Annotated in this window: 24 protein-coding genes; 13 read left to right on the top strand and 11 right to left on the bottom strand. The window is 73.2% G+C overall.

What is annotated here, in order from left to right:
• Window positions 1-31: 31 nt before the first annotated feature.
• Window positions 32-883 carry a class I SAM-dependent methyltransferase gene (locus tag OG361_RS10250; protein ID WP_405853038.1) on the bottom strand — a complete coding sequence of 284 codons (852 nt, stop codon included), beginning with the start codon at window positions 881-883 and terminating at the stop codon, window positions 32-34.
• Window positions 884-1236: 353 nt separating this feature from the next.
• Between OG361_RS10250 and rpsA the strand changes: the two genes are divergently transcribed.
• On the top strand, window positions 1237-2751 hold the full coding sequence (gene rpsA / locus OG361_RS10245) for a 30S ribosomal protein S1 (RefSeq protein ID WP_148004571.1): 1515 nt from the start codon (window positions 1237-1239) through the stop codon (window positions 2749-2751).
• A 99-nt stretch (window positions 2752-2850) separates the two neighbouring features.
• On the opposite strand, the gene OG361_RS10240 is transcribed toward rpsA, so the two are convergent.
• Complete coding sequence (locus OG361_RS10240) at window positions 2851-3798, bottom strand: right-handed parallel beta-helix repeat-containing protein (protein WP_405853037.1); 948 nt, start codon at window positions 3796-3798, stop codon at window positions 2851-2853.
• A 220-nt stretch (window positions 3799-4018) separates the two neighbouring features.
• On the opposite strand from OG361_RS10240, the gene OG361_RS10235 reads away from it, so the two are divergent.
• From OG361_RS10235 to OG361_RS10225, 3 genes are all read left to right on the top strand, one after another.
• Entirely contained in the window at window positions 4019-4957 is a 939-nt protein-coding gene (locus OG361_RS10235; RefSeq protein WP_405853036.1) for a PAC2 family protein, read from the top strand.
• Window positions 4958-4988: 31 nt separating this feature from the next.
• Window positions 4989-5594: a dephospho-CoA kinase gene (gene coaE / locus OG361_RS10230; RefSeq protein ID WP_405853035.1), complete on the top strand. Its 606-nt coding sequence runs from the start codon at window positions 4989-4991 to the stop codon at window positions 5592-5594.
• 86 nt (window positions 5595-5680) lie between these two features.
• Window positions 5681-6049, top strand: coding sequence for a tetratricopeptide repeat protein (locus OG361_RS10225; protein ID WP_384565576.1), 369 nt, complete (start codon window positions 5681-5683; stop codon window positions 6047-6049).
• A gap of 88 nt (window positions 6050-6137) precedes the next feature.
• Here the strand turns inward: OG361_RS10225 and OG361_RS10220 are convergent, their stop codons facing one another.
• Together OG361_RS10220 and OG361_RS10215 are read right to left on the bottom strand one after the other, a co-directional pair.
• Window positions 6138-6407: a DUF6343 family protein gene (locus tag OG361_RS10220; protein ID WP_405853034.1), complete on the bottom strand. Its 270-nt coding sequence runs from the start codon at window positions 6405-6407 to the stop codon at window positions 6138-6140.
• 95 nt (window positions 6408-6502) lie between these two features.
• A complete protein-coding gene (locus OG361_RS10215) occupies window positions 6503-6838 on the bottom strand; it encodes a hypothetical protein (RefSeq protein ID WP_405853033.1) in 336 nt (111 codons plus the stop codon).
• A 217-nt stretch (window positions 6839-7055) separates the two neighbouring features.
• Between OG361_RS10215 and OG361_RS10210 the strand changes: the two genes are divergently transcribed.
• The 3 genes from OG361_RS10210 (at window position 7056) to OG361_RS10200 (ending at window position 12283) form a co-directional block, all read left to right on the top strand.
• Window positions 7056-10040, top strand: coding sequence for a DEAD/DEAH box helicase (locus OG361_RS10210; protein WP_405853032.1), 2985 nt, complete (start codon window positions 7056-7058; stop codon window positions 10038-10040).
• Window positions 10037-11338: an SWIM zinc finger family protein gene (locus OG361_RS10205; RefSeq protein ID WP_405853031.1), complete on the top strand. Its 1302-nt coding sequence runs from the start codon at window positions 10037-10039 to the stop codon at window positions 11336-11338. Before OG361_RS10210 ends, OG361_RS10205 begins: the two co-directional genes overlap by 4 nt.
• Window positions 11339-11476: 138 nt before the next feature.
• Window positions 11477-12283, top strand: a complete 807-nt coding sequence (locus OG361_RS10200; RefSeq protein WP_405853030.1) for a chaplin — start codon at window positions 11477-11479, stop codon at window positions 12281-12283.
• Between the two features lie 47 nt (window positions 12284-12330).
• Here the strand turns inward: OG361_RS10200 and OG361_RS10195 are convergent, their stop codons facing one another.
• The 3 genes from OG361_RS10195 to OG361_RS10185 form a co-directional block, all read right to left on the bottom strand.
• Window positions 12331-13020 (bottom strand): DUF2293 domain-containing protein, encoded by a 690-nt coding sequence (locus tag OG361_RS10195; protein ID WP_384565559.1) that lies wholly within the window; start codon window positions 13018-13020, stop codon window positions 12331-12333.
• Window positions 13021-13033: 13 nt separating this feature from the next.
• Window positions 13034-13492: a hypothetical protein gene (locus tag OG361_RS10190; protein WP_405853029.1), complete on the bottom strand. Its 459-nt coding sequence runs from the start codon at window positions 13490-13492 to the stop codon at window positions 13034-13036.
• A 108-nt stretch (window positions 13493-13600) separates the two neighbouring features.
• Window positions 13601-14812, bottom strand: coding sequence for a pyridoxal phosphate-dependent aminotransferase (locus tag OG361_RS10185; protein WP_405853028.1), 1212 nt, complete (start codon window positions 14810-14812; stop codon window positions 13601-13603).
• Window positions 14813-14903: 91 nt separating this feature from the next.
• Between OG361_RS10185 and OG361_RS10180 the strand changes: the two genes are divergently transcribed.
• Window positions 14904-15620 (top strand): winged helix-turn-helix transcriptional regulator, encoded by a 717-nt coding sequence (locus OG361_RS10180; protein ID WP_405853027.1) that lies wholly within the window; start codon window positions 14904-14906, stop codon window positions 15618-15620.
• A gap of 150 nt (window positions 15621-15770) precedes the next feature.
• Entirely contained in the window at window positions 15771-16265 is a 495-nt protein-coding gene (locus OG361_RS10175; protein ID WP_405853026.1) for a cupin domain-containing protein, read from the top strand.
• On the opposite strand, the gene OG361_RS10170 is transcribed toward OG361_RS10175, so the two are convergent.
• Both OG361_RS10170 and OG361_RS10165 read right to left on the bottom strand, forming a co-directional pair.
• Window positions 16199-16606: a MerR family transcriptional regulator gene (locus tag OG361_RS10170; protein ID WP_405853025.1), complete on the bottom strand. Its 408-nt coding sequence runs from the start codon at window positions 16604-16606 to the stop codon at window positions 16199-16201. The two genes, OG361_RS10175 and OG361_RS10170, sit on opposite strands and share 67 nt — an antisense overlap.
• Window positions 16607-16632: 26 nt before the next feature.
• Window positions 16633-17385, bottom strand: coding sequence for an SDR family NAD(P)-dependent oxidoreductase (locus tag OG361_RS10165; RefSeq protein WP_405853024.1), 753 nt, complete (start codon window positions 17383-17385; stop codon window positions 16633-16635).
• A gap of 73 nt (window positions 17386-17458) precedes the next feature.
• Between OG361_RS10165 and OG361_RS10160 the strand changes: the two genes are divergently transcribed.
• Complete coding sequence (locus OG361_RS10160; RefSeq protein WP_405862179.1) at window positions 17459-18094, top strand: uridine kinase; 636 nt, start codon at window positions 17459-17461, stop codon at window positions 18092-18094.
• 102 nt (window positions 18095-18196) lie between these two features.
• Here the strand turns inward: OG361_RS10160 and OG361_RS10155 are convergent, their stop codons facing one another.
• Complete coding sequence (locus tag OG361_RS10155; protein ID WP_405853023.1) at window positions 18197-19105, bottom strand: carbohydrate kinase family protein; 909 nt, start codon at window positions 19103-19105, stop codon at window positions 18197-18199.
• Window positions 19106-19109: 4 nt separating this feature from the next.
• The gene (locus OG361_RS10150; RefSeq protein WP_405853022.1) at window positions 19110-20159 is read right to left on the bottom strand and encodes a pseudouridine-5'-phosphate glycosidase; all 1050 of its coding nucleotides are present in this window, start codon (window positions 20157-20159) and stop codon (window positions 19110-19112) included.
• Window positions 20160-20432: 273 nt separating this feature from the next.
• Between OG361_RS10150 and OG361_RS10145 the strand changes: the two genes are divergently transcribed.
• From OG361_RS10145 to OG361_RS10135, 3 genes are all read left to right on the top strand, one after another.
• The gene (locus OG361_RS10145; RefSeq protein WP_405853021.1) at window positions 20433-20789 is read left to right on the top strand and encodes a cupin domain-containing protein; all 357 of its coding nucleotides are present in this window, start codon (window positions 20433-20435) and stop codon (window positions 20787-20789) included.
• A 433-nt stretch (window positions 20790-21222) separates the two neighbouring features.
• A complete protein-coding gene (locus OG361_RS10140) occupies window positions 21223-22590 on the top strand; it encodes a discoidin domain-containing protein (protein WP_405853020.1) in 1368 nt (455 codons plus the stop codon).
• A complete protein-coding gene (locus tag OG361_RS10135; protein ID WP_405853019.1) occupies window positions 22590-23984 on the top strand; it encodes an MFS transporter in 1395 nt (464 codons plus the stop codon). Before OG361_RS10140 ends, OG361_RS10135 begins: the two co-directional genes overlap by 1 nt.
• The last annotated feature ends 2 nt before the right edge of the window (window positions 23985-23986 follow it).

Here is a 23986-nt window from a genome sequence, read left to right as displayed (position 1 = left end):
CCGTCCTCTCGTCCCCACGTCCCCTAGTCCTCTAGTCCTCGCGCTCGCAGACGAAGATCGCCGTGCCCGGGATCAGGTTTCCCCGGAGCGGGGACCAGCCGCCCCACTCCTGGCTGTTCCAGGCGGGCCACTCCGGCTCGACCAGGTCCACGAGCCGGAATCCGCCGGCCACCACGTCCCGCACCCGGTCCCCGAGCGTCCTGTGGTGCTCCACGTACACGGCCCGCCCCTGCTCGTCCTGCTCGACGTAGGGGGTGCGGTCGAAGTACGAGGCCGCCACCGACAGACCCTCCGGCCCCGGCTCGTCCGGGAACGCCCAGCGGATCGGGTGCGTCACCGAGAAGACCCAGCGGCCACCGGGCCGCAGCACCCGGCGCACCTCACGGAAGACCCGCACGGGATCGGCGACGAACGGCACCGCGCCGTACGCCGAGCACACCAGGTCGAAGGAGCCGTCCCGGAAGGGCAGCGCCCCGGCGTCCGCCTCCACCAGCGGGACGCCCCCGCCGATCCGCAGCGCGTGCTGGAGCTGCCGGTGCGAGAGGTCGAGGGCCACCGGCCGGGCCCCCTGTGCCGCCAGCCAGCGCGAGCACTGCGCCGCCCCCGCGCCGATCTCCAGGACGTCACGGCCCTTCAGCGAACCGGCCGGCCCGAGCAGCTCCGCCTCGGCCTCGTCGAGCCCCTCGGGACCCCAGACGAACCGGTCGTCGCCGAGGAAGGCCCCGTGCTCGCTCTGGTACTCGTCCGCGTTCCGGTCCCACCAGCCACGGCTCGCCCGGCTGCTCTCCGCGTCCCCCGCGTCACGCCGGGTCGCCTCGGCCTCGTCCTGGGCCCCGTCCTCGGCCAGGTCACGCCGGTCGTGCTGTTCGTACTCTTGGTTCATCTCGCCCGCCGATGTAGTTTGCGCTCAGTGTCGCCGCGCGGCCGACCCGCCGATGTGGCGTGGACGCGCGGAAAGACACGAATTAGTGCCGGGTTTGCACGGATCTGCCCCGGGTGCGCGCTTCGCGCATTGACCCTGTCCGGCCGTCCCCGTATGCTAAAGGTTGCGCTGCGGGCCTGCGCGCCTCAGACGGAGCAGGCCGCGCTCGTACCTGTTGTATGTCCCCTCGGTTTTCGAGGCACCTCCCGTTCACGGGCAGGGGCTTCATTGGCTGTCCGGCTTCTTGGTGCGATACGGGCTCTCGGCGTAGCAGTACCTACGACTTTCTGTCCGTAACCGGAGCCCTTTCCCACATGACGAGCAGCACCGAGACCACCGCCACCAGCACCACCCCGCAGGTTGCGGTCAACGACATCGGTAACGAGGAAGCCTTCCTCGCCGCGATCGACGAGACGATCAAGTACTTCAACGACGGCGACATCGTCGACGGCGTCATCGTGAAGGTCGACCGGGACGAGGTCCTGCTCGACATCGGTTACAAGACCGAAGGCGTGATCCCGAGCCGTGAGCTCTCGATCAAGCACGACGTCGACCCGAACGAGGTCGTCAAGGTCGGCGACGAGATCGAGGCCCTGGTTCTCCAGAAGGAGGACAAGGAAGGCCGCCTGATCCTCTCGAAGAAGCGCGCCCAGTACGAGCGCGCCTGGGGCACCATCGAGAAGATCAAGGAAGAAGACGGCATCGTCACCGGTACCGTCATCGAGGTCGTCAAGGGTGGTCTCATCCTCGACATCGGCCTCCGCGGCTTCCTGCCGGCCTCCCTCGTCGAGATGCGTCGCGTCCGCGACCTCCAGCCCTACGTGGGCAAGGAGCTCGAGGCGAAGATCATCGAGCTGGACAAGAACCGCAACAACGTGGTCCTGTCCCGCCGTGCCTGGCTCGAGCAGACCCAGTCCGAGGTTCGCCAGACGTTCCTCACCACCCTGCAGAAGGGTCAGGTCCGCTCCGGCGTCGTCTCCTCGATCGTCAACTTCGGTGCCTTCGTGGACCTGGGTGGCGTCGACGGCCTCGTGCACGTCTCCGAGCTGTCCTGGAAGCACATCGACCACCCCTCCGAGGTTGTCGAGGTCGGCCAGGAGGTCACCGTCGAGGTTCTCGACGTCGACATGGACCGCGAGCGTGTCTCCCTGTCGCTGAAGGCGACGCAGGAGGACCCGTGGCAGCAGTTCGCCCGGACGCACCAGATCGGTCAGGTCGTCCCGGGTAAGGTCACCAAGCTGGTTCCGTTCGGTGCGTTCGTCCGCGTGGACGAGGGCATCGAGGGTCTGGTCCACATCTCCGAGCTGGCCGAGCGCCACGTGGAGATCCCGGAGCAGGTCGTCCAGGTCAACGACGAGATCTTCGTCAAGGTCATCGACATCGACCTCGAGCGTCGTCGCATCAGCCTCTCGCTGAAGCAGGCCAACGAGTCCTTCGGTGCCGACCCGGCCTCGGTCGAGTTCGACCCGACCCTGTACGGCATGGCCGCGTCCTACGACGACCAGGGCAACTACATCTACCCCGAGGGCTTCGACCCCGAGACCAACGACTGGCTCGAGGGCTTCGAGACCCAGCGCGAGGCCTGGGAGACCCAGTACGCCGAGGCGCAGACCCGCTTCGAGCAGCACCAGGCTCAGGTCATCAAGTCCCGCGAGGCCGACGAGGCCGCCGCTGCCGAGGGCGCTGCCGCCCCGGCCGCCGGTGGCAACGCCGGTGCGGGCATCTCGGGTGGTTCGTACTCCTCGGAGTCGGACGACAACTCCGGCGCCCTGGCGTCGGACGAGGCGCTCGCCGCCCTGCGCGAGAAGCTGGCCGGCGGCCAGAGCTGAACAGGCTCTCCGCTGAGCGCTAGTCGCTAGCGAATCGAGGCCCGCTCCCCTTCGGGGGAGCGGGCCTCGGTCGTTTCCGCGGCCCTTCTCCCGTCCCGCTCAGGGCGTGACGGCGATGTTCGTCAGGCCGTAGCCGCCGGTCACCGTGTTCGAGGCGTACACCGTGGTCGTGCAGCCGGCGCTCTGGTTGGTGACGTTGATCGCGAGCCGATTCGATCCGGTCGCACCCGTCAGGTCCGACCGGTTGCCCCGGAAGACCGTGCCGCAGCCCCAGCCGCTCTGCTGACTGTGGGTCTCGAAGCCGTTGTTCGTCGTGTTCACGCCGGTGTTGTTCTCCACGAGGACGCCGTTGCCCTTCACGTCGACCCAGGAGTCGTCGTAGTTGGCGCCGGTCAGCCCGCGCCCGTCGAAGGTGTTGCCGGCGATCCGCGCCCCCGTGGTGCCCTCCTTGATGTCGACGCTCTCCCCGCCGACGTCGGGCCCGATGACGTTGTTCAGGATCTGCGCGTTGTCGCTGCGGTCGGTGAGGGCGTTCGCCGTTCCGACGTACACCCCCTCGCCCATGCCGCGCCCGTCGTTCCCGGTGTCGTAGATCCGCGAGTTCCTGAGTACGCCGTTCTTGCTGGAGTTGCGGAAGTGCACGCCCTCCATGTCCAGGTCGTGCACCGTCACCCCGTCGATCACCACACCGTTCGCGGCGTCGGCCATGATCCCCTTCTGGCCGCCGGTCACGGTGATGCCCGAGACCGTCCAGTACGAGGCTCCGTTGAGGTGCAGCCCGTAACCGCCGCCGGCGGTCAGTACCGCGCGCGAGGAGCCGGTCAGGGTGATGCGGGCCGAGGCGGTGCCCGCGGTCAGGGCCTTGAAGTTGCCCGTGTACGTGCCGTCCGCGAGGTGGATCGTGTCGCCCGGGCGGACGTTGGTGAGGGCCGTCTTGAGCTGGGCGGCGGTCGAGACCTCGACGGTCGCCGCGGCGGCCGGAGTCGTGGCGAGGGGGACGGCGAGGAGCGCAGGCAGCAGGGGGAGGAGCAGCGTTCGGGTGCGCATGGCGGAGGCCTTCCGAGTGAGGGCGGTTCGTGTATGTGCACGATGGTCGGGATGCTGAACGCGATGCTGTCCCGAGACGGTAGGGAGCGGCTGTGGGCATGTCAAGGTCTGGACCAGTGGCCGGAGTACGCCACACTCCTGGACCGGAAGATCGGCACGCGCGGGAATGGCACCGCGGCGCCCGGCGTTGCCAGAGAGAACACGAGGAGGAGCGGTAATCGTGCTTGATCCCCAGGATTTGTACGAATGGGACCCGAAGGGCCTGGCCGTCGTGGACCTGGCCCTGGCGCAGGAGTCGGCCGGGCTGGTCATGCTGTACCACTTCGAGGGCTACATCGACGCGGGCGAGACGGGTGAGCAGATCGTCGACCGGCTGCTCGACACCCTCCCTCACCAGCTGGTGGCCCGCTTCGACCACGACCGTCTCGTGGACTACCGCGCCCGCCGCCCCCTGCTGACCTTCCGGCGGGACCGCTGGTCCGCGTACGAGACGCCCTCCATCGAGGTCCGCCTCGTCCAGGACGCCACCGGCGCGCCCTTCCTGGTCCTCTCCGGCCCCGAGCCCGACGTGGAATGGGAGCGGTTCGCCGCCGCCGTCGGGCAGATCGTCGAGCGCCTCGGCGTCCGCCTCGCGGTGAACTTCCACGGCATCCCCATGGGCGTGCCGCACACCCGCCCCGTCGGCCTCACCCCGCACGGCAGCCGCACTGACCTCATGCCGGGGCACCGCAGTCCCTTCGACGAGGCCCAGGTTCCCGGCAGCGCGGAGTCCCTCGTCGAGTACCGGCTCTCGGAGTCCGGCCACGACACGCTCGGCGTCGCCGCCCACGTCCCGCACTACGTGGCCCGCTCGCCGTACCCGGACGCCGCCCTGACCGTGCTGGAGGCAGTCACCGCCGCCACCGGCCTCGTGCTCCCGGGCGTCGCCCACGCGCTGCGGACGGAGGCCCGCCGCACCCAGACCGAGATCGACCGCCAGATCGGCGAGGGCGACGAGGAGCTGGTCGCGCTCGTGCAGGGCCTTGAGCACCAGTACGACGCCGTGGCCGGCGCCGAGACCCGCGGCAGCCTGGTCGCCGAGCCCGTCGACCTGCCGTCGGCCGACGAGTTGGGCCGCGAGTTCGAGCGCTTCCTCGCGGAGCGGGAGGGCGACGCATAGCCCTCCCGGACCAGGCCCTAAGCTGCCGCTCATGCTGAAGGTGGGCCTGACCGGCGGGATCGGCGCCGGCAAGAGCGAAGTGTCGCGGCTGCTCGTCTCGTACGGGGCCGTGCTGATCGACGCGGACCGGATCGCCCGTGAGGTCGTCGAGCCCGGCACGCCGGGGCTCGCGGCCGTCGTGGAGGCCTTCGGGGAAGACGTCCTGACCAGGAGCGGGGCCCTCGACCGGCCGAAGCTCGGCACCATCGTGTTCGCCGACGCCGACCGGCTGGCCACCCTGAACGCCATCGTCCACCCCCTGGTCGGGGCACGGTCGGCGGAGCTGGAGAGCCGGGCGGGCGCCGGGGACGTCGTCGTCCACGACGTACCCCTGCTGTCCGAGAACGGGCTTGCGCCGCTCTACGACCTGGTCGTGGTCGTGGACGCCTCCCCGGAGACCCAGCTCGACCGGCTCGTACGGCTCCGGGGCATGGTCGAGTCCGAGGCCCGGGCCCGGATGGCGGCCCAGGCCACGCGCGCACAGCGGCTGGCCGTCGCGGACCTCGTGATCGACAACGACGGTCCGCTCGAAGCGCTGGAACCGCAGGTGCGGAAGGTCTGGGACGAGCTGGAGCGCCTGGCCGCGTCCGCCGCCTGAGAGGTCCCCGGACGCCCGGCCGCCGTCGGCGGAATGCCGTCGCCGGGTTCGGTGTTCCTTCAGCGGAACGAGGGAAGGATGCCATCGTGGCCGACAGGAACCCGGAAACGCACGTCATCGACTTCCGCGCCGCCGAGCACCTGCTGGCCGCGAGGGACCCGCGTGGCGCCGTGAAGCTGCTGGACTCGGTGATCGCCGCCCATCCCGAGAACACGGCGGCGCGCCTGCTGCGCGCCCGGGCGTTCTTCGCCGCCGCCCAGCTGCGTCCGGCGCAGCTGGAGTTCGAGCTGGTCCTGGAGCGCGAGCCGGACAACGCGTTCGCCCACTTCGCGCTGGCCCGCACCTTCGAGCGCTCCGGACTCACCGCCCAGGCCACCCGCCACTTCCGGCTCGCCGCCGCGCTCGACCCGAAGCCCGAGTACCTCCAGGCGGCGGGCTTCGACTCGCGGGGCTGACGGCAGGACCGGTCGCGGGGCTGACCACAAGGCCGGCCGAGGGCCGATCGCAGGGCCGAGGACCGCGGGGCGGTTCGGGGACGACCGCTCAGCGGCCCGTGCCGCCGTGGTCGGGTTCGTACGGCGGGATGTCCCGGCCCGGCTGCCAGTGCGGGCCCTGGTGGATATGGCGCAGCACCATCGCCAGATCGACCGTGACCACCAGGAACAGCACCCCGCAGGCCGCGGCCCAGCCCGGGCGGCCCACCAGAGAGAACACGGTCGTGCCGAAGACGGCCCAGACCAGCCCCCACACACTCAGCCAGAACCGCAGCCGCAGGGCACTGCGCGCATTGGCCGGCTCGTTCCCGGTACGCATGACGGTCGGCCCTCCCGTCGGGGCCCCCGATCCACTTCCAGCATGGACCCACGGCGGGCGAAGGGGTAGGGCTCAGGCGCCGAGGCCGGGTGTGCCTAGTGGACGACGGTGTAGCTGCGCCAGGGCAGGGTGTCCGGCACGATCTCGTCGTTGGTGTTGCTGGGCAGGTAGATGTTGGACTGTCCCCGGCAGTCGCGGGTCGTGTACAGCCTGAGGTCGTTCAGGGTGTCGTTCACGATCCTGGTCACACCGGACGGCGCCAGCCGGTGGCAGCCGTTCACCGAGGGGCTCGTCACGGACACCACCAACTCGCGCTCCGTCTCGTACGAGATCGTGCCCACGGCGCTGCGGCCGAGGCCCGAGCAGCCGGCGACCGCGAGAGTGAGCAGGACGGCCCCGGTGGCCGTCGTGAGACGCCGGCGAACGGACATGGCGGTTCCTCTTCTGTCGTACGAAGGCGGCGGTCGGCAGCACCCCGGATCCACCCCGGTCCAGGCCACCATGCCGTCTGCCGGAACCCCTGTCATCCGCTGATGGGCCGCCCGGGCGAACGGACCTGAGCCCCGTTGTCAGACCCCACCCGTAAGGTCGGAGATCCAGGCGGAGAACCCGCCCAAGACCGTCACCCAGCGGGAGGAGAGGAGAGCCGTGCCCCACACCTGGATCACCAGCGCCGCCGTCTTCCTCCCGGCCGCCCTTCCCCGCGAGGGCCGGGTCGCCTTCTGGGCCCCCGACGGAGGTGCGCTGCCGGACCTGGGCACGTCCGGCGGTGCCTCCGGAGGCGGCGGTGCCTCCCAACCCCAGCCCCAACCCCAGCCTCAGTTCGATTCCGCGTCCTCTTCCGCCGATGCGGATCCCGGCGCCCCCGAAGGCCCGGAGCGTGTGGAGCTGACCGTCGTCCGGCGGCACGGAAGCGGGGTGCGCACCCGGGTCGTCCCCGCCGTGGCCCTCCCCGTCGCCGAGGCCCTGCCCCATCTGGTCGCGGCCCGCCACCACGCGGCCGCGCACCCCGCCACCGCCTGCTGGGGAGCCGCCGCGCTGCACGCCCTGCAGCTGGCCGCCCGAGGCCGACTGCTGCCCGGACTGACCGCCGACGACCTGGACGCCTGGCGGGCCGGCCCGCTGGACGCCGACGACATCGCCCACCTGCGGGCCGTCGCCGCGGCCATGCCGTACGAGGCGCACGCCGTGCCCGTCCCCGGGCGCGGCCCCCTCCGGCTGCCCGAGCCCGAGGCCCTCGTGCGGGCCTTCCTCGACGCGGTCGCCGACACCCTGCCCCGTACGCCGGCCGCGGCCCACGCGGTCGGCGCGCCCTTCGCGGCCCGTGCCCCCCAGCACCTGCCCCGAGCGCGCGCCTGGGCCGCGGAGGCGGCGGCCGGCATGGACGCGGGGGTACGGGTCTCGCTCCGCCTCGATCTGTCGGGGTACGAACTCTTCGACACCGCCGACACCACCGACACCGCCTCCGGAGGGAACGGAGAGGACACCGCCTCCGGACAGGGCGGCGACACGCGCCGGGCCGCCGCCGCGATCCTTCAGATCCACAGCCTCGCCGACCCGACCCTCGTCATCGACGCCCTGGCCCTCTGGGCGGGGGAGGGCGAGCACTTCGGGCCGCGCGCCCGGATCGACGCGGTCCTCGCCCTGCGCCGGGCCGCCCGCGTCTGGCCCCCGCTGGCCCGGCTCCTGGAGCGGGACGTCCCCGACGTCCTCTCCCTCTCCGAGGACGAGCTGTACGAACTCCTCGGCCCCGCCGCGGCCCGGCTCGCCGACGCCGGGGTCGCCGTCCACTGGCCGCGCGAACTCGCCCGCTCGCTCAGCGCCTCGGCCGTCGTCCGCCCCGCCCTCACCGCGCCCGGCTCCGCGACCGAGGGGACGGCCTTCTTCGACAGCGAGGAGCTCCTGCGGTTCAACTGGCAGCTGGCACTCGACGGCGATCCGCTCACCGAGCGAGAGATGGACCAACTGGCCGAGGCCCACCGGCCCGTCGTGCGCCTGCGCGACCAGTGGGTCGTCGTCGACCCCGACCTCGTCCGGAAGGCCCGCAAGCGCGAACTGGGCCTGCTGGAACCGGTCGACGCCCTCGCCGTCGCCCTCACCGGCACCGCGGAGGTGGACGGCGAGACCGTCCCCGCCGTTCCCGTGGGGGCGCTCGCCGCCCTCCGGGACCGGCTCATGGCCGGCCCCGAGGCCGTGCAGGCCCCGCCCGGCCTGACCGCCACCCTGCGCGACTACCAGCTCCGCGGCCTCGCCTGGCTGGACCTGATGACCTCGCTCGGCCTCGGCGGCTGCCTCGCCGACGACATGGGCCTCGGCAAGACCGTCACGCTCATCGCCCTCCATCTGCGCCGTGCCCGCCGCGCCCCCACCCTCGTCGTCTGCCCGGCCTCCCTGCTCGGCAACTGGCAGCGGGAGATCGAGAAGTTCGCGCCCGGCACACCGGTGCGCCGCTTCCACGGCGCCGACCGGGACCTCGACGGGGACGGCGGCTTCGTCCTCACCACCTACGGCACCCTGCGCACCAGCGCCGCCCGGCTGGCCGCGCAGGAATGGGGGATGGTCGTCGCCGACGAGGCCCAGCACGTCAAGAACCCGTTCTCGGCGACCGCGAGGGCGCTGCGCGAGATCCCGTCACCCGCGCGGGTCGCCCTGACGGGCACACCCGTGGAGAACAACCTCTCCGAACTCTGGGCGCTCCTCGACTGGACCACCCCCGGTCTCCTCGGCCCGCTCAAGGCGTTCCGCTCCCGCCACGCCCGGGCCGTGGAGAACAACGAGGAGATCGAGCACGCGGAGGCCGTCGAGCGGCTCGCCCGGCTCGTACGGCCCTTCCTGCTGCGCCGCCGCAAGTCCGACCCCGGCATCGTCCCCGAGCTCCCGCCCAAGACCGAGTCCGACCATCCCGTCTCCCTCACCAGGGAACAGGCCTCGCTCTACGAGGCGGTCGTCCGCGAGACCATGGGGCAGATCGAGGACGCCGAGGGCATGGCCCGCCGCGGCCTCGTGATGAAGCTGCTGACCTCCCTCAAACAGATCTGCAACCACCCCGCGCAGTACCTCAAGGAGGAGGCCCCGCGCGGCAGCGGCACCGCCCGGCTGTCCGGCCGCTCCGGCAAGCTCGCCCTGCTCGACGAGCTCCTCGACACGATCCTCGCCGAGGACGGATCCGTGCTCGTCTTCACCCAGTACGTGTCGATGGCCAGGCTCCTCGCCGACCACCTGGCCGCGCGCGGCATCCAGGCCCAACTGCTCCACGGCGGCACCCCGGTGGCCGAGCGCGAGCGGATGGTCGACCGCTTCCAGGCCGGCGAGATCCCCGTCTTCCTGCTCTCGCTCAAGGCCGCGGGCACCGGCCTCAACCTCACCCGGGCCGGCCATGTCGTGCACTACGACCGCTGGTGGAACCCGGCGGTCGAGGAGCAGGCCACCGACCGGGCCTACCGGATCGGACAGACCCAGCCCGTGCAGGTCCACCGCCTCGTCGCGGAGGGCACGGTCGAGGACCGCATCGCCGAGATGCTCCGCGCCAAGCGGGCCCTGGCCGATGCCGTCCTCGGCTCGGGCGAGGCGGCCCTCACCGAACTGACCGACCGTGAGCTGGCCGATCTGGTGTCCCTGAGGAGGCCCTCGTGAACCACGCACGCGGCACCCGCGGGGCCGCCCCCCGACACGACGACCGCCGCCGCAGCTTCCCGCAGGTCGCGCCCCGCGAGGCACCCGACGGACGGTTCGCCGCCACCTGGTGGGGCAACGCCTGGGTGGAGGCGCTGGAGGACACCGCCCTCGACCCGGCCCGCCTCGCCCGCGGCAAGGCGTACGCCGGGCGCGGGCACGTCGACGCGATCACCGTCACCCCCGGCCGGGTCGTCGCCTACGTCCACGGCAGCCGCACCCGCCCGTACCGCACCGAGATCAGGATGCGTACCCTCGGCGACGACGGCTGGGAGCGGTTCCTCGACGAGGCCACCGCGCGCCCCGAGCACATCGCCGCCCTGCTCGACAAGGACGTGCCGCACGCCCTGGAGGCCGTCACCGGCCTGCTGCCCGCGCCGGGGGACCTCGTCCCCGACTGCTCCTGCCCGGACGACGGTTACCCCTGCAAGCACGCGGCCGCCCTCTGCTACCAGGCGGCGCGGCTCCTGGACGAGGACCCGTTCGTCCTCTTCCTGATGCGCGGCCGCGGCGAGCAGGAGCTGCTCGCCGAGCTCACCCGGCGCAACGCGGCCCGCTCCGCCGCCGAGACGACCGCCGCCGCACCGCCGATGCCCACGGTCCCGGCCCGCGCCGCGCTCGCCGCGACGGCGCCCGGTGTGCCCGGTGCGTCCGGTGCGCCCGGTGCGGGGCTGCTTGCGTTGCCGCCCCCACTGCCGCTCCCCGACCGGCCCGGCAGGCCTGCCGTCTTCCCGCCCGACCCCGAGGCCCCCGACCCGCTCGCCCTCGACCTCCTCGCGAGCGAGGCGGCCGTCCGCGCCCACACCTTCCTCGCGACGGGGCACGACCCGGTCGCCGCGCTCACCCCCTGGCAGGACGCGGTACGGCTGGCCGCCGCGCACCCCGGCTCCGGGCTCACCGCCTCGACCCGCGCGCTCTACCGCGACCTGGCGTACGCGCTCGACCGCACGCCCACGGACCTCGCCCGTGCCGTCGCGGCCTGGCGGCAGGGCGGCGCCGCGGGCCTCGCCGTCCTGGAGGAGCCCTGGGACCCGCCGGCGGGCCCGTTCGACCGGGCCCGGCCCGCGCTGCTCGCCGCCGACTTCCCCGCCTTCCGGCCCTGGCGCAACCGTCTCTCCACCGAATCCCTCCAGCTCCGGCTCGGCCGGGACGGCCTCTGGTACGGCTATGAGTCGGACACCGGGCGCGAGGACTGGTGGCCGCGCGGCGACCCCGACCCGGACCCGGTCGGCACCCTCACCGACCTGCTGGGAAGGTGAGCAGAGCGTGAACCGACACTCGAACGGCTCCCCACTCGAAGGAGTGAATCCCGCCACCGCCGGATCCGGCATTCGTGTTTGTCGCGTTGATTCCGGTACGGGCGCTTGCCCGTGTACAACTCCGGAAGGCAGGAAGCCATGAGGCAGATTCGCCGAAGTGGTCTGGCCACACTGATGGTCACGGGTGGAGCGCTCGCACTCTCGGCGGGCGCCGCGCACGCCGACGCCGGCGCCCAGGGCGCCGCGGTCGGTTCGCCGGGAGTGATCTCCGGCAATACCGTCCAGCTGCCCGTCCACGTGCCGGTCAACGTCTGTGGCAACACGGTCAACGTCGTCGGACTGCTCAACCCGGCGGCCGGCAACAGCTGTGCCAACAAGTCGGCCGCGCCCGAGCCCGGCGGCTACGGCGAGGAGGACGGCGGCGGCCGCTCCCACAAGGACCTGCCCGGCACCCCGCGGGGCGGCGAGCAGGGCGGCTCCCACGGCGGCGGCTCCTCAACCGGCGGCTCCTCCAACGGCGGTGGGGCCACGGCCGAGACCCACACCGAGGGTTCCCCCGGCATCCTCTCCGGCAACGGCCTCCAGCTGCCGATCGACCTCCCCGTGAACCTCACCGGGAACTCGGTCAACGTGGTCGGCGTCGGGAACCCTGCCATCGGCAACACCGCGGTCAACGGCCCCGGCAAGCCCGCGCAGCCGATCGAGAAGCCGACGCCGCGCCCGCAGACCCCCGTGCGGAACGTGCCGGTTCCGCGCACCGACGAGACCGAGAAGCCCGCCCCCGTACCCGCCCCGGCCCCGGCGCCGCAGGGCGAGTCCGAGTCGGTCGCGCTGGCCGCCACGGGCGCGGACACCATCGGATACGCCGGAGCGGCGAGCGCCGCGCTGCTGCTCGGCGGCGCTCTGATGTACCGTCGCGCCCGCCGCGCCGGAGACCAGGCCTGAGGGTCCTGCCTTCGCGTACCGACCGACGCGCGCTGACGCCCGAGCTGTCAGCGGCGTCCCGGGCCGCGCGTGTTCTCGGCGCCGTGGCGCCAGGCCCGGAGCACCGTCTCGATGGCGGGAGCGACCGTCGTCCGGGCCTGGTGCCGGGGAACCCCCTGCATCAGCAGGCCGTCGTACGGGGTGTCGACATGTCGTACGGAGGCTCGTACGGCGGCGGTGACGGCGCCCCGGTCGAGGGACCGGCCCGCGGCCGTGCGCCCCACCCGGCCGCTGCCCTTCGTCGACGCGTGTTCGGCGATCTCCGTGGCCCGGTCGTCCGGGCAGGACGGGAAGAGGCGGAGGATCTCGGCCCTCAGCGTCGCGGTGATCTCGGCGTCGAGCGCCGCGCGCCGCACCGCGTCCCTGGCCCGCCGCCTGGCCCGCGCCTCCGCGTCCGCCAGGCAGGCCGCCTCAGCCCGGGCCAGCGCCGGCTCTTCGACGAGCAGTCCCTGACGCTCGTACCGCGTACGGCGCCGGTTGTGCCGTACCACCACGGCCCAGAGGGTGCTGCCCTCCCTGGCCCGCCGGGTGAGCGCCGTGTCGCCGCGGCGCAGGAAGACCAGGTGTCCGAGATCGGCGCAGTCCAGACAGACCGGCGCGTTGTACTCGACGACCATCCGCTCCAGCGGCCCCCGGTGACACTCGGAACAGCGGCGGCGCCGGAGCGGTTCGACGACGACGGGCGCGACGAGGTCCACGTCCGGTCTCCCCTCAGCGGACGCCGGGCGCGGCGGCGGCGATGAAGGTGGCGAGTGCCTCCTTCGCCCTCTCCGACCGGCGGGCGCGGTCAGCCTCGTCCACCGCGTCGTGCATGCAGTGGGATTCCACGAAGGCCGCCTCGGCGAGGCGCCGGGTCTCCGGTTCGTCGCAGACCAACTGGACGCGGAAGAGGGCCTGTCGGGCGGCGGTGCGCTGCCGGTAGGAGGCGTGGCGCGACTCCTCCGCCTCCTTCGATCCGGGCTTGGCGGCGGCCCGGAACCAGCGGTCGTTCTGGCTGTGCCGGTAGTCGACGACCGCGCCCGCGAAGGCGCTGTACGTCTCGATCCGCTCCTGGCGGAGCTGCTCGGTCCGGGCGAGCGCGGCCGTGCGCTCGGTGGCCCGGCCCTGGAACCAGTGCGTGGCGACCACACCCAACAGCGTTCCCATCACGGCTATCAGCGCCACATCCATGACCGGTCGGCCCTCCCCGTTTCCTCGGCCGAAGTCCTCGGCCGATTCGCTCGTCCGTACCCGAAGATCCTTCGGACCCTCAGATCATGACAGCCGGAGGGTGGGACGTCACTGGCGGTAGCTGCTCAGGAAGCGGCCGATGCGGCTGATAGCGGCGTCGAGGTCGTCGGCGTACGGCAGGGTCAGGATGCGGAAGTGGTCCGGGCGCGGCCAGTTGAAGCCCGTTCCCTGGACGACCTGGATCTTCTCCCGCAGCAGCAGGTCGAGGACGAACTTCTCGTCGTCGTGGATCTTGTGCACGGCGGGGTCGAGGCGCGGGAAGGCGTACAGGGCGCCCTTGGGCTTCACGCACGAGACGCCGGGGATCTCGTTGAGCTTCTCCCAGGCCCGGTCGCGCTGTTCGCGCAGCCGGCCGCCGGGGGCGGTGAGCTCGTGGATCGACTGCCGGCCGCCGAGCGCGGCCTGGATGGCGTACTGGGCGGGGGCGTTGGGGCACAGCCGCATGGAGGCCAGCATGGTGAGGCCCTCCAGATAGCTCCTGGCGTGCTGCTTCGGGCCGCTGACGACCAGCCAGCCGGAGCGGAAGCCCGCCACCCGGTACGTCTTGGAGAGGCCGCCGAAGGTGAGGACGACCAGGTCGGGGGCGAGGGAGGCGGCGGGGTAGTGGACGGCCTCGTCGTAGACGATCTGGTCGTAGATCTCGTCGGCGAAGACCATCAGGCCGTGACGGCGGGCGAGATCGAGGATGCCCTCGACGATCTCCTTCGGGTAGACCGCCCCGGTGGGGTTGTTGGGGTTGATGATGACGACGGCCCGGGTCCGGTCGGTGATCTTCGACGCCATGTCGTCGAGGTCCGGGTACCAGTCGGCCGATTCGTCGCAGAGGTAGTGCACCGCCTTGCCGCCCGCGAGGGTGGTGACCGCCGTCCAGAGGGGGAAGTCGGGGGCGGGGATCAGGACTTCGTCGCCGTCCTCCAGGAGCGCCTGGACGGCCATGGAGACCAGCTCCGACACGCCGTTGCCCAGGAAGACGTCGTCGACGTCGACCTCGGGCAGGCCCATGGCCTGGTAGCGCTGGGCGACGGCGCGGCGGGCGGAGAGGATGCCGCGGGAGTCCGTGTAGCCGTGGGCCCTGGGGAGCATCCGGATCATGTCCTGGACGATCTCCTCGGGCGCCTCGAAGCCGAAGAGCGCGGGATTGCCGGTGTTGAGGCGCAGGACACTGTGGCCCGCCTCCTCCAGTGCGTTGGCGTGCTCGATCACCGGGCCGCGGATCTCGTAGCAGACCTCGCTCAGCTTGCTCGACTGCCGGAACTCCATGTCCGACCTCCCCAGGTCCCCGGAATGAGTGTTGCTTGGTTTTACCAAGTTAGAGCTTGGAAAGTCCAACAACATGTCTAGACTGCGTCGCATGCCACGTCAGCCACGCCGCCGCAGCTACGACCAGCACTGCGCCGCCGCGCGCGCCCTCGACCTCGTCGGCGACCGCTGGACCCTGCTCGTGGTCCGCGAACTCCTCGCCGGGCCGCGCCGCTACACCGACCTCCACGCCGACCTGCCCGGCGTCAGCACGGACATGCTCGCCGGCCGGCTCAAGGACATGGAGGGCGCCGCGCTCGTCACCCGGCGCCGGCTCCCGCCGCCCGCCTCGGCGTCCGTGTACGAACTCACCCCGCGCGGCCGGGATCTGCTGCCCGTGCTGCGCTCGCTCGCCGCCTGGGGTGCGCCCGACCTGGGTGAACCGCGGCCGACCGACGCCGTCCGCGCGCACTGGTACGCGATCCCGCTCCTCGGGGCGCTCGCGGAGCTGGGCGCCGGGGTGGTCCAGGTGAGCCTGGACGAGGGGGAGTTCCACGTACGGGTCGGTGGCGACGGGAGCGTGGAGTACGGGGACGGGGTGTACGGGGACGGCGTGTACGAGGGTGGGGCGTACGAGGGTGGCGGGTCCGGTGGTCCCGACGCCCGGCTGCGGACCGACACGGCGACCTGCCGCGCCGTCGCCGAGGGGGAGTTGACGCTGGCCGAGGCGATCGAGTCGGGGCGGGCCACCCTCGAAGAGGGGCGCGCCACCCTCGGATTGGAGCGATCCGCTTCTGCGCGCCCGGCGTTGGCCGCGGAGGCCCACTGACCGAGTTCCTTGACCGAGTTCCTCGACCGAGTTCCTTGATCACGTTCCTTGATCGAATTCCCGTCCGGGGCCTCCCCCTTCCGGGTAGCGTATGGCCGTTTCGGCGGCCGTGGAACGTACGGCCGCTCCACGAACGCGGAGGGGATGTCCATGGGGCTGGGGCTGGGAATACGTGAGGCGGCGCGCGGCGCGCGACGGCGCAGAACACTTCCCGTCGCGGGCGCGGTCGCCACGGTGGCGGCCGTGCCGTCCGCCGCGCCGGCCACGCCCGGCAGCGGAGTGAGCGGAAACGTGCTCGCCAGGGGCACCTCGGACGGCAGGCTGAGGATCGAGCCGCCCACGGGCGACACCGACGTGGTCGTCCGGACCATCACGATCGCCCCCGGCGGCTCCACCGGCTGGCACCACCACCCCGGACAGCTCATCGGCGTCGTCCAGACCGGCACGCTCACCCGGACCTTCGGCGACTGCTCGGTCGAAGTGAACTCGGCGGGCCAGGCGTTCGTCGAGCCCTCGGGCGGGAAGCACGTCCACGTCGGACGGAACCTCGGCACGGAGCCGGTCGTCCTGTACGTGACCTACCTGATGCCCAAGGGGGCGCCGTTCTCGGTCGACGAGCCCGCCCCGGCCTGCGCCCAGGGCTGAGCGCCCGCAAGGGCCGCCGCCAGCCGGTCCCGGGCCGCGGTCTGCGCCGCGATCCGCGCGTCGAGGACGGCCAGTCGCTCGCGCGCGATCCGCAGCCCGAGGTCGGACGGCGCGGCCGAGGGGACGTCCCCGTCGAGGCAGGAGCGGAACGCGGACACGTCGTCCAGGGTGAGCCCGGCGTCCAGCAGGTACCGGATGTTCGCCACCCGCGCGACGGCGCCTTCCTCGTACACCCGGTATCCGTTGGCCGCGCGGCCCGACGTGATCAGTCCCGCCTGCTCGTAGTGGCGCAGCGCGCGGGGCGACGCCCCCGTCCGCCGGGCCAGTTCACCGATGCGCAAGGGCGCCACCTCCTCACGCAGTCGTATCACGTGACCAGCCCGCCCCCGTCGACGGGCAGGACGGTGCCCGTCAGGAAGCCGGCGTCCGGCGCGGCGAGCGAGGTGATCGCCCAGGCGACCTCCTCGGGCCTGCCGATGCGGCCCAGCGGGGTGTGGGCGAGCTGCCATGTCCGCAGCGCCGCCAGCCGCTCGGGGGAGAGGCCCAGGTGCTCCGCGATCGGCGTCTCGATCGCGCCGGGAGCGACGGCGACCACCCGGACGCCGTCGGGCGCGAGCTCCAGCGCCCAGCAGCGGGTCAGGGTCTCCAGGGCGCTCTTGGTCGCCGGGTAGACGGAGTTGGCCGGCCAGCCGCGTTGGCCGATCGCCGTCGACACGTTCACCACCACGCCCCTGGACTCCCTGAGCGCGGGGACGGCGGCCTGGGTGAGGAGGACGGGGGCGACGAGGTTCGTCTCCAGGAGCGGGGTGATCACGGAGCGGTCGAGGGTGCCGAGCGGGCCGCCGGTGGAGATCCCGGCGTTGTTGACGAGGACGTCGAGGCGGCCGTACGTGGTCACCGCGGCCCGGACGATCTCCTCGGCGGCGCCCTCCGCCGTCACGTCCGCGACGAACGGACGGATCCCGGGGTGCCCTTCGGCCGCCTCCAGCAGCGGCTCCTTCCTGCGGCCCACGGCGACGACGGTCGCCCCCTGTCCGGCGAAGGCGCGCGCGGTGGCCCGGCCGATGCCGGTGCCCGCGCCGGTGACGACGACGACCCTGGTGGGTGTGGTGATGTCCATGCGTCGGATGGTCGAACAGTGACGCCAGTGGCAAGGTCAAGCCGTGGCGCGGGAAGGGGGCAGGATGAGCGGAATGCGATACGAGGCGATCACCTGGGAACGGCTGGCCGGCACGCTCGCCGGGCACCTTGACGCGGCCACGCCCGGCGACGGCGGCGCATGGCTCAAGGTCGGCATCGACGGGCCGCCCGCCGCACCCGGCGGCGAACTCGCCGGGCTCCTCGCCGAGGCGCTGCGGGCGCGCGGGCGCGCGGTCCATGTGGTCGGTACCGGCGGCTTCCTGCGGCCGGCATCGCTCCGGTACGAGTACGGGAAGCGGGACCCGGACGCGTACTACGACGGGTGGACCGATACCGGGGCCCTCTGGCGCGAGGTCTTCGGCCCGCTGGAGCCCGGCGGCACCGGTCGCGTACTGCCCGATCTGTGGGATCCGGCCACGGACCGAGCGACCCGCAGCCCGTACGTCACGCTGCCGCCCGGTGGGGTGCTCGTGGTGCACGGGCCGTTCCTCCTCGGCCACTGGTTCCCCTTCGACCTCACCGTGCACCTGCGGCTCTCGGCCGGTGCCCTCGCCCGGCGCACCGAGGAGTCCTGGACGCTTCCCGCCTTCGCCCGGTACGAGACGGAGGTCGACCCGGCCGCGAGCGCCGACGCCGTCGTACGCGCCGACGACCCGCGCCACCCGGCCTGGACCGGGCTCGCGGGCTAACTCGGGGCTTCTAGGGCTTCTGGGGCTTCTGAGGTTCCTGGGGTTCCTGGGGGTTCCTGGGGTTTCTCGGGGTGTGCTGCCGGTCCAGGGGCGTTCCTTCGGTCAGGCCGGGGGTCTGCCGCCCACGACGGTGACCGCCTCCGCGCCCGCGCGGCAGCCCGCCTCCGCGGCCCGCACCGCGTCCGCGCCCGCGAGCCGGGCCGCCAGGAACGCCCCGGTGAACGCGTCGCCCGCACCCGTGGAGTCCACCCGCTTCGCCGGCGGCACCGGGGGCGCCGCCACCCGCGCCGTGACCGCGCCGCCCTCGGCGACCAGCGCGCCCGCCGCTCCGAGGGTGACCACCACCAGCGGATGGCGTCGGCTCAGCTCCGCGGCCGCCGCCTCCGGTTCACGCCCGCCGGTGAGCATCCGGGCCTCGTCGGCGTTGGGCAGCAGCACCTCGACGCCCGCCGTCGCGGCCAGGAACCCGTCCATGCCCAGCCCCGCGAGGAACCCGGCGGATGCGGGGTCCACGCTCACCGGGATCCCCGCCTCGCGTGCGTCCCGCAGGGTCCGGGCGGCCGTCTCGCGGCTCGCCGGGGCGAAGAACAAATAGCCGGACAGGTGCAGCGCGGCCACGCCGTCGAGCAGCCCGGCCGACCAGTCGGCGGGGGAGAGGCGCAGCGTCGCGCCGCTGTCGGTGAGGAAGGTCCGCTCCGCCGAGGCGTCGACCAGCGCGATCACGGTGGCCGTCGGCGCCTCCGCGTCCGTCACAAGCAGCGGGCGCACCCCCGCCCGCCGCAGCGCCCGCTCGTGCCAGTCCGCCGCGTCCGTCCCGACCCGGCCGAGCAGTCGCACGTCCTCGCATCCGGAACGCACGGCCCAGCAGGCCGCGTTGGCCCCGGCGCCACCCGGGAGGGTCCGGATCTCCGCCGCCGTGTCCGTCGCGGGTGCGAGGGGCGTCCGGTGCCGGGCGACGACGTCGGTCACCACGTCCCCGACGACCAACAGCGCGCGCCTCCGCGAGCTCACCGGCTCACCGGCCGCCCGCGCCGGGTGCCCCGGCGCCGTACGTACCCGGGCCGTACGTACCCAAGCCGGACGCACCCGAGCCGTGCGCACCCGGGCCGTGCGCACCCGGGCCGTGCGCACCCGAGCCGGACGCACCCGAGCCGGACGCACCCGAGCTGTACGCCCCCGCGATCCGGGCCGCGAGCCGCACGTTGCCCCGCACCGCCGCGAGGTTCGCCTCCAGGGAGGCACCGTCCGTGTGCACCGTCAGGTATTCGAGCAGGAACGGCGTCACCGCCTGCCCCGTGATCGCCTTCTCCCTCGCCGCCGCGAGCCCCCGCGCGAGGACCCGGTCGTGGAGCGCGGGGTCCAACTGCTCCGCCTCCGGTACGGGGTTGGCCACGACGAGCGCCGTCCTCGGCCCGCCGAGCGCGTCCTGCGCCCGTATCACCCCCGCCACCTCCTCCGGGCTCCGCAGGGTCCAGTCGACGGGCTCGCCCGACGAGGAGAGGTAGAAACCGGGGAAGTGCTCCGTACCGTAGCCGACGACCGTCACCCCCAGCGTCTCCAGGCGCTGCAGCGTCGCCGGCACGTCGAGGATCGACTTGACCCCGGCGCACACCACCGTGACCCCGACCCGGGCGAGCAGCCGCAGGTCGGCGGATTCGTCCTGTGTCTCGCTCCACTCGCGGTGCACGCCGCCGAGGCCGCCGGTCGCGAACACCCGTACGCCCGCGGAGTCCGCCAGCCAGGCCGTCGCCGAGACCGTCGTCGCGCCCGTCGCCCCGGTCGCCAGGGCCGGAGCCAGATCGCGGTGTCCCAGCTTCCGTACCGTCGGGTCCTCCGCGATCCGGGTCAGCGCCGTCCGGTCCAGGCCCACCCGGGCGGTGCCGTCGATCACCGCGACGGTCGCGGGGACGGCGCCGCCGGCCCGGACGAGCTGCTCCAGCTCCAGGGCCACGGCGAGGTTGCGCGGGCGCGGCAGGCCGTGGGCGATGATCGTCGATTCCAGCGCGACGACGGGGCGGCCCTCGTGGAGCGCCTCCCGTACCTCTTCGGACACCTGTGTGGACATGTCCCATTCCTGGCGCGACCGCGTGCCCCGCAAACCTCGCCGGCGACCTCCTGCCACGCTCCCGGGGGCTCCTGCGGAATCCGTGACGGTGTCTCCGGTCCCGCCGCCGAAGGGGGTCGCGGGCCCCTGGCGCACCTCGCCCGGAGCGGGGTGCGGAATTCGTCGTCGCCGTCGCGTTCGGGTAAGTCGCCTGGTAGGAGCCGAAGCGGAGTGAACAATTCCACCTGGTCCCGGCCCTCGGGCCGCTCCGGACCCCCGCTACAGTCACCGCCCATGACGACACATGACGTGCCTTCCTTCGCCGTGCACATCTCCGACGCGGAGCTCGAAGTGGAGCCCCTCGACCCCGCCCAGATCGTCTCCGGCACGCCCGAGGTGACGGGCAAGGTGCTGTGGGAGTCCGCCGACGGCAAGCAGCTGCGCGGCATCTGGCAGATCACGCCCGGCGTCGTCACCGACACCGAGGCCAACGAGCTCTTCGTGGTGGTCAGCGGGCGGGCGACGGTCGCCGTCGAGGGCGGGGAGACGCTGGAGATCGGCCCCGGCGACGCCTGCGTGCTGCGCGAGGGCGACCGGACGACCTGGACCGTGCACGAGACCCTGCGCAAGGCGTACCACATCAGCCTCTGAGGCCGTGTCGCCCCAGGTTGGTTCCGGGGTACGAGGTCCCGAGCTCCGCTGGTCGCCGAACTCCGTAGGGCTCGCCGAATTGGTGGGTCCGCCGAACTCGGTGGGTCCGCCGAACTCCATGGGGCTCGACGGGAGTTGAAAGTCTGGTAGGAAACCTTCCTATCGGCTAGCATCCGGGCAGCGGCTCGGCGCGGCACCCGTCCCCACGGGTGTGACGCGCTCAGCGAGAGCTCTGACCCGGCCGCTGAGCACCACCCCGCCGCGTGGCGCCCGAATCGCCACCCGGCCGGCCGCCCGTGACCGCACCACGTGGCGCGGTCTCCCCCGGCCGCGTCACGCGGCGCGGGCACCCGGACCGTGCCGCGCGGCCGGGCCGTCGTGCTCCGCACCGGTGTCCAGCTCTCGCCGACCCCTCAGGCCAGGGAGCCCAGGTATGCGCCTGTACGCCTCCACACCACCGCGCAGCACCCCCACCGACTCCACCACCCCCCGCACCACCACCCGACTGACCCTCGTCCTCACCGCCGTCCTGCTGCTCGTCGGCGGACTGCTGCTCGCCCACCCGGACCGGGCAGGCGCCGCCGCCGATCCGCTGATCTCACAGGGCCGGCCGGCCACGTCCTCCTCCGTCGAGGACAGCACCTTCGGCCCGGAGAAAGCCTTCGACGGCGTCTCCACCACCCGCTGGGCCAGCGCCGAAGGCTCCGACCCCCAGTGGATCCGGGTCGACCTCGGCCCCGCGGCCACCGTCTCCCGCGTCCGTCTCGTCTGGGAGGCCGCCTACGCCAAGGCCTACCGCGTCGAGATCTCCGAGGACGGCACCACCTGGACCCGCCTCGCCACCGAGACCGCGGGGAACGGAGGCACGGACGACTGGACCGGCCTCACCGGCAAGGGCCGTCACCTGCGCGTGTACGGGACCGCGCGCGGCACCTCGTACGGCTACTCACTCTTCGCGGTGGAGGTGTACGGCACGACCGGCACCACGCCCCCGCCCACCGGCGCCTTCACCGTCGTCGCGGCCGGGGACATCGCCGCCCAGTGCACGGCCTCCAGCAGCTCCTGCGCCCATCCCAGGACCGCCGCCCTGGCGCAGCGGATCGCCCCGTCCTTCTACCTGACGATGGGTGACAACCAGTACGACGACGCCCTGCTCTCCGACTTCCGCGCCTACTACGACAAGACCTGGGGCGCCTTCAAGGCGAAGACCCGACCGGTCCCCGGCAATCACGAGACCTACGACCCGGCCGGCTCCCTCGCCGGCTACAAGGCGTACTTCGGCGCGATCGCCTACCCGCAGGGCAAGCCCTACTACAGCTACGACCAGGGCAACTGGCACTTCGTCGCCCTCGACTCCAACTCCTTCGACGACCCCGCCCAGATCCAGTGGCTCAAGGACGACCTCGCGCGCAACACCAAGGGCTGCCTCGCCGCCTACTTCCACCACCCCCTGTACTCCTCCGGCGGCCACGGCAACGACCCCGTCTCCCGGCCGGTCTGGCAGATCCTGTACGGCGCCAAGGCCGACCTGGTGCTCAACGGACACGACCACCACTACGAGCGGTTCGCCCCACAGGACCCGAACGGGCGCGCCACCGCCGACGGCATCGTCGAGATCGTCGGCGGCATGGGCGGAGCCGAGCCCTACGACATCGAGACGGTCCAGCCGAACAGCCAGAAGCGGATCAGCGGCCCGTACGGCGTGCTGAAGCTGGACCTCACCGACACCACCTACACCTGGCAGTACGTCGGTACCGACGACCAGGTCAAGGACTCCGGTCCGACCTACACCTGCCACTGATGTACCTCGCGACCACCGGTCGCCGCGGTGCGCCGCCCGCCCCCTCACGGGGTGGGCGGCGCGTCCCCGGCACCGTCCTCGCGCTCGGCGCGGTCAGCCTCGTCACGGACGTCTCCTCGGAGATGGTGACCGCCGTGCTGCCGCTCTACCTCGTCGTCGGACTCGGCCTCTCCCCGCTCCAGTTCGGGCTGCTCGACGGGGTCTCCACCGGCGCCACCGCGCTCGTCCGGATCCTCGGCGGCGCCACCGCCGACCGCGGAGGACGCCACAAACAGGTCGCCGGGCTCGGTTACGCCCTCTCGGCCTGCTCCCGGCTCGGTCTCCTCCTCGCGGGTGGTTCGGCCGGCGGGATCGCCGCCGCGCTCGCCACCGACCGGCTCGGCAAGGGCGTCCGTACGGCCCCGCGCGACGCGCTCATCACCCTGCACAGCCCGCCGGAGGAGCTGGGCCGCGCCTTCGGCACCCACCGTGCCATGGACACCACCGGCGCCCTCCTCGGCCCGCTGGCCGCCTTCGCCCTGCTGTGGGCGACGGCCGAGGCGTACGAGGCGGTCTTCGCCGTCAGCTTCTGCGTCGGGGTGTTCGGCGTCCTGCTGTGGGTGCTGCTCGTCCCGGGGCGTCGACGTGCGGCGGGGCGGGGAAGTGCGGCGGGGCGGGGACGCGTGGTGGGGCGGGGGCGGCCGGAGGCACCGGATGCCCGGCCGGCCGCCGAAGCGGCGCCACGCGCGCGTGGCGGGGTCCTCGCGGCGCTGAACTCGCCCGCGTACCGGCGGATCCTGCTGTGCGCCGCCCTCCTGGGAGCCGCCACCGTCGGCGACGCCTTCCTGTACCTGCTGCTCCAGCAGCGGCTCGAACTCGACGCCACCTGGTTCCCGTTCCTGCCGCTCGGCGCCGCGGCCGTCTACCTGCTGCTCGCCGTCCCCGCCGGTCGCCTCGCCGACCGCACCGGGCGGCGCGGGCCGCTCCTGTACGGGCACGGGGCGCTGCTCCTCGCCTACGGACTGCTCCTCGCCCCCGCACCGGACGCCCTGCTCCTCACGGGCGTCCTCGTGCTGATCGGCACCTTCTACGCCGCCACCGACGGCGTCCTGATGGCGCTGACCGGCCCCTTCCTCGCCGAGGGGCGCCAGGCCGCCGGCCTCGCGGTCGTGCAGACGGCGCAGGCGCTCGCCCGGCTCGGCGCGGCCGTCGCGTTCGGTGCCGTCTGGACGGCGAGCGGGCCCCGGACGGCTCTCGTGGCGGCGCTCCTGGCCCTCGCGGCGGCCCTGTGCGCCGCCGCCCGTCTGCTGCCCGCCGCCCGAGCCCTCCCCGACCCCTGTGTCCGGCCCGCCACCCGAGCCCACCCCGACCCCCGTGTCCCGCCCGCCGCACCCTCGTCCCTCCGAGAGGACTGACC

Origin of the sequence: Streptomyces sp. NBC_00090, from assembly GCF_045160815.1 — a bacterium.
GTDB lineage: Bacteria > Actinomycetota > Actinomycetes > Streptomycetales > Streptomycetaceae > Streptomyces.
The sequence above is the reverse complement of the archived record's forward strand: the minus strand, read 5'-3'. Positions and strand labels throughout refer to the sequence as shown.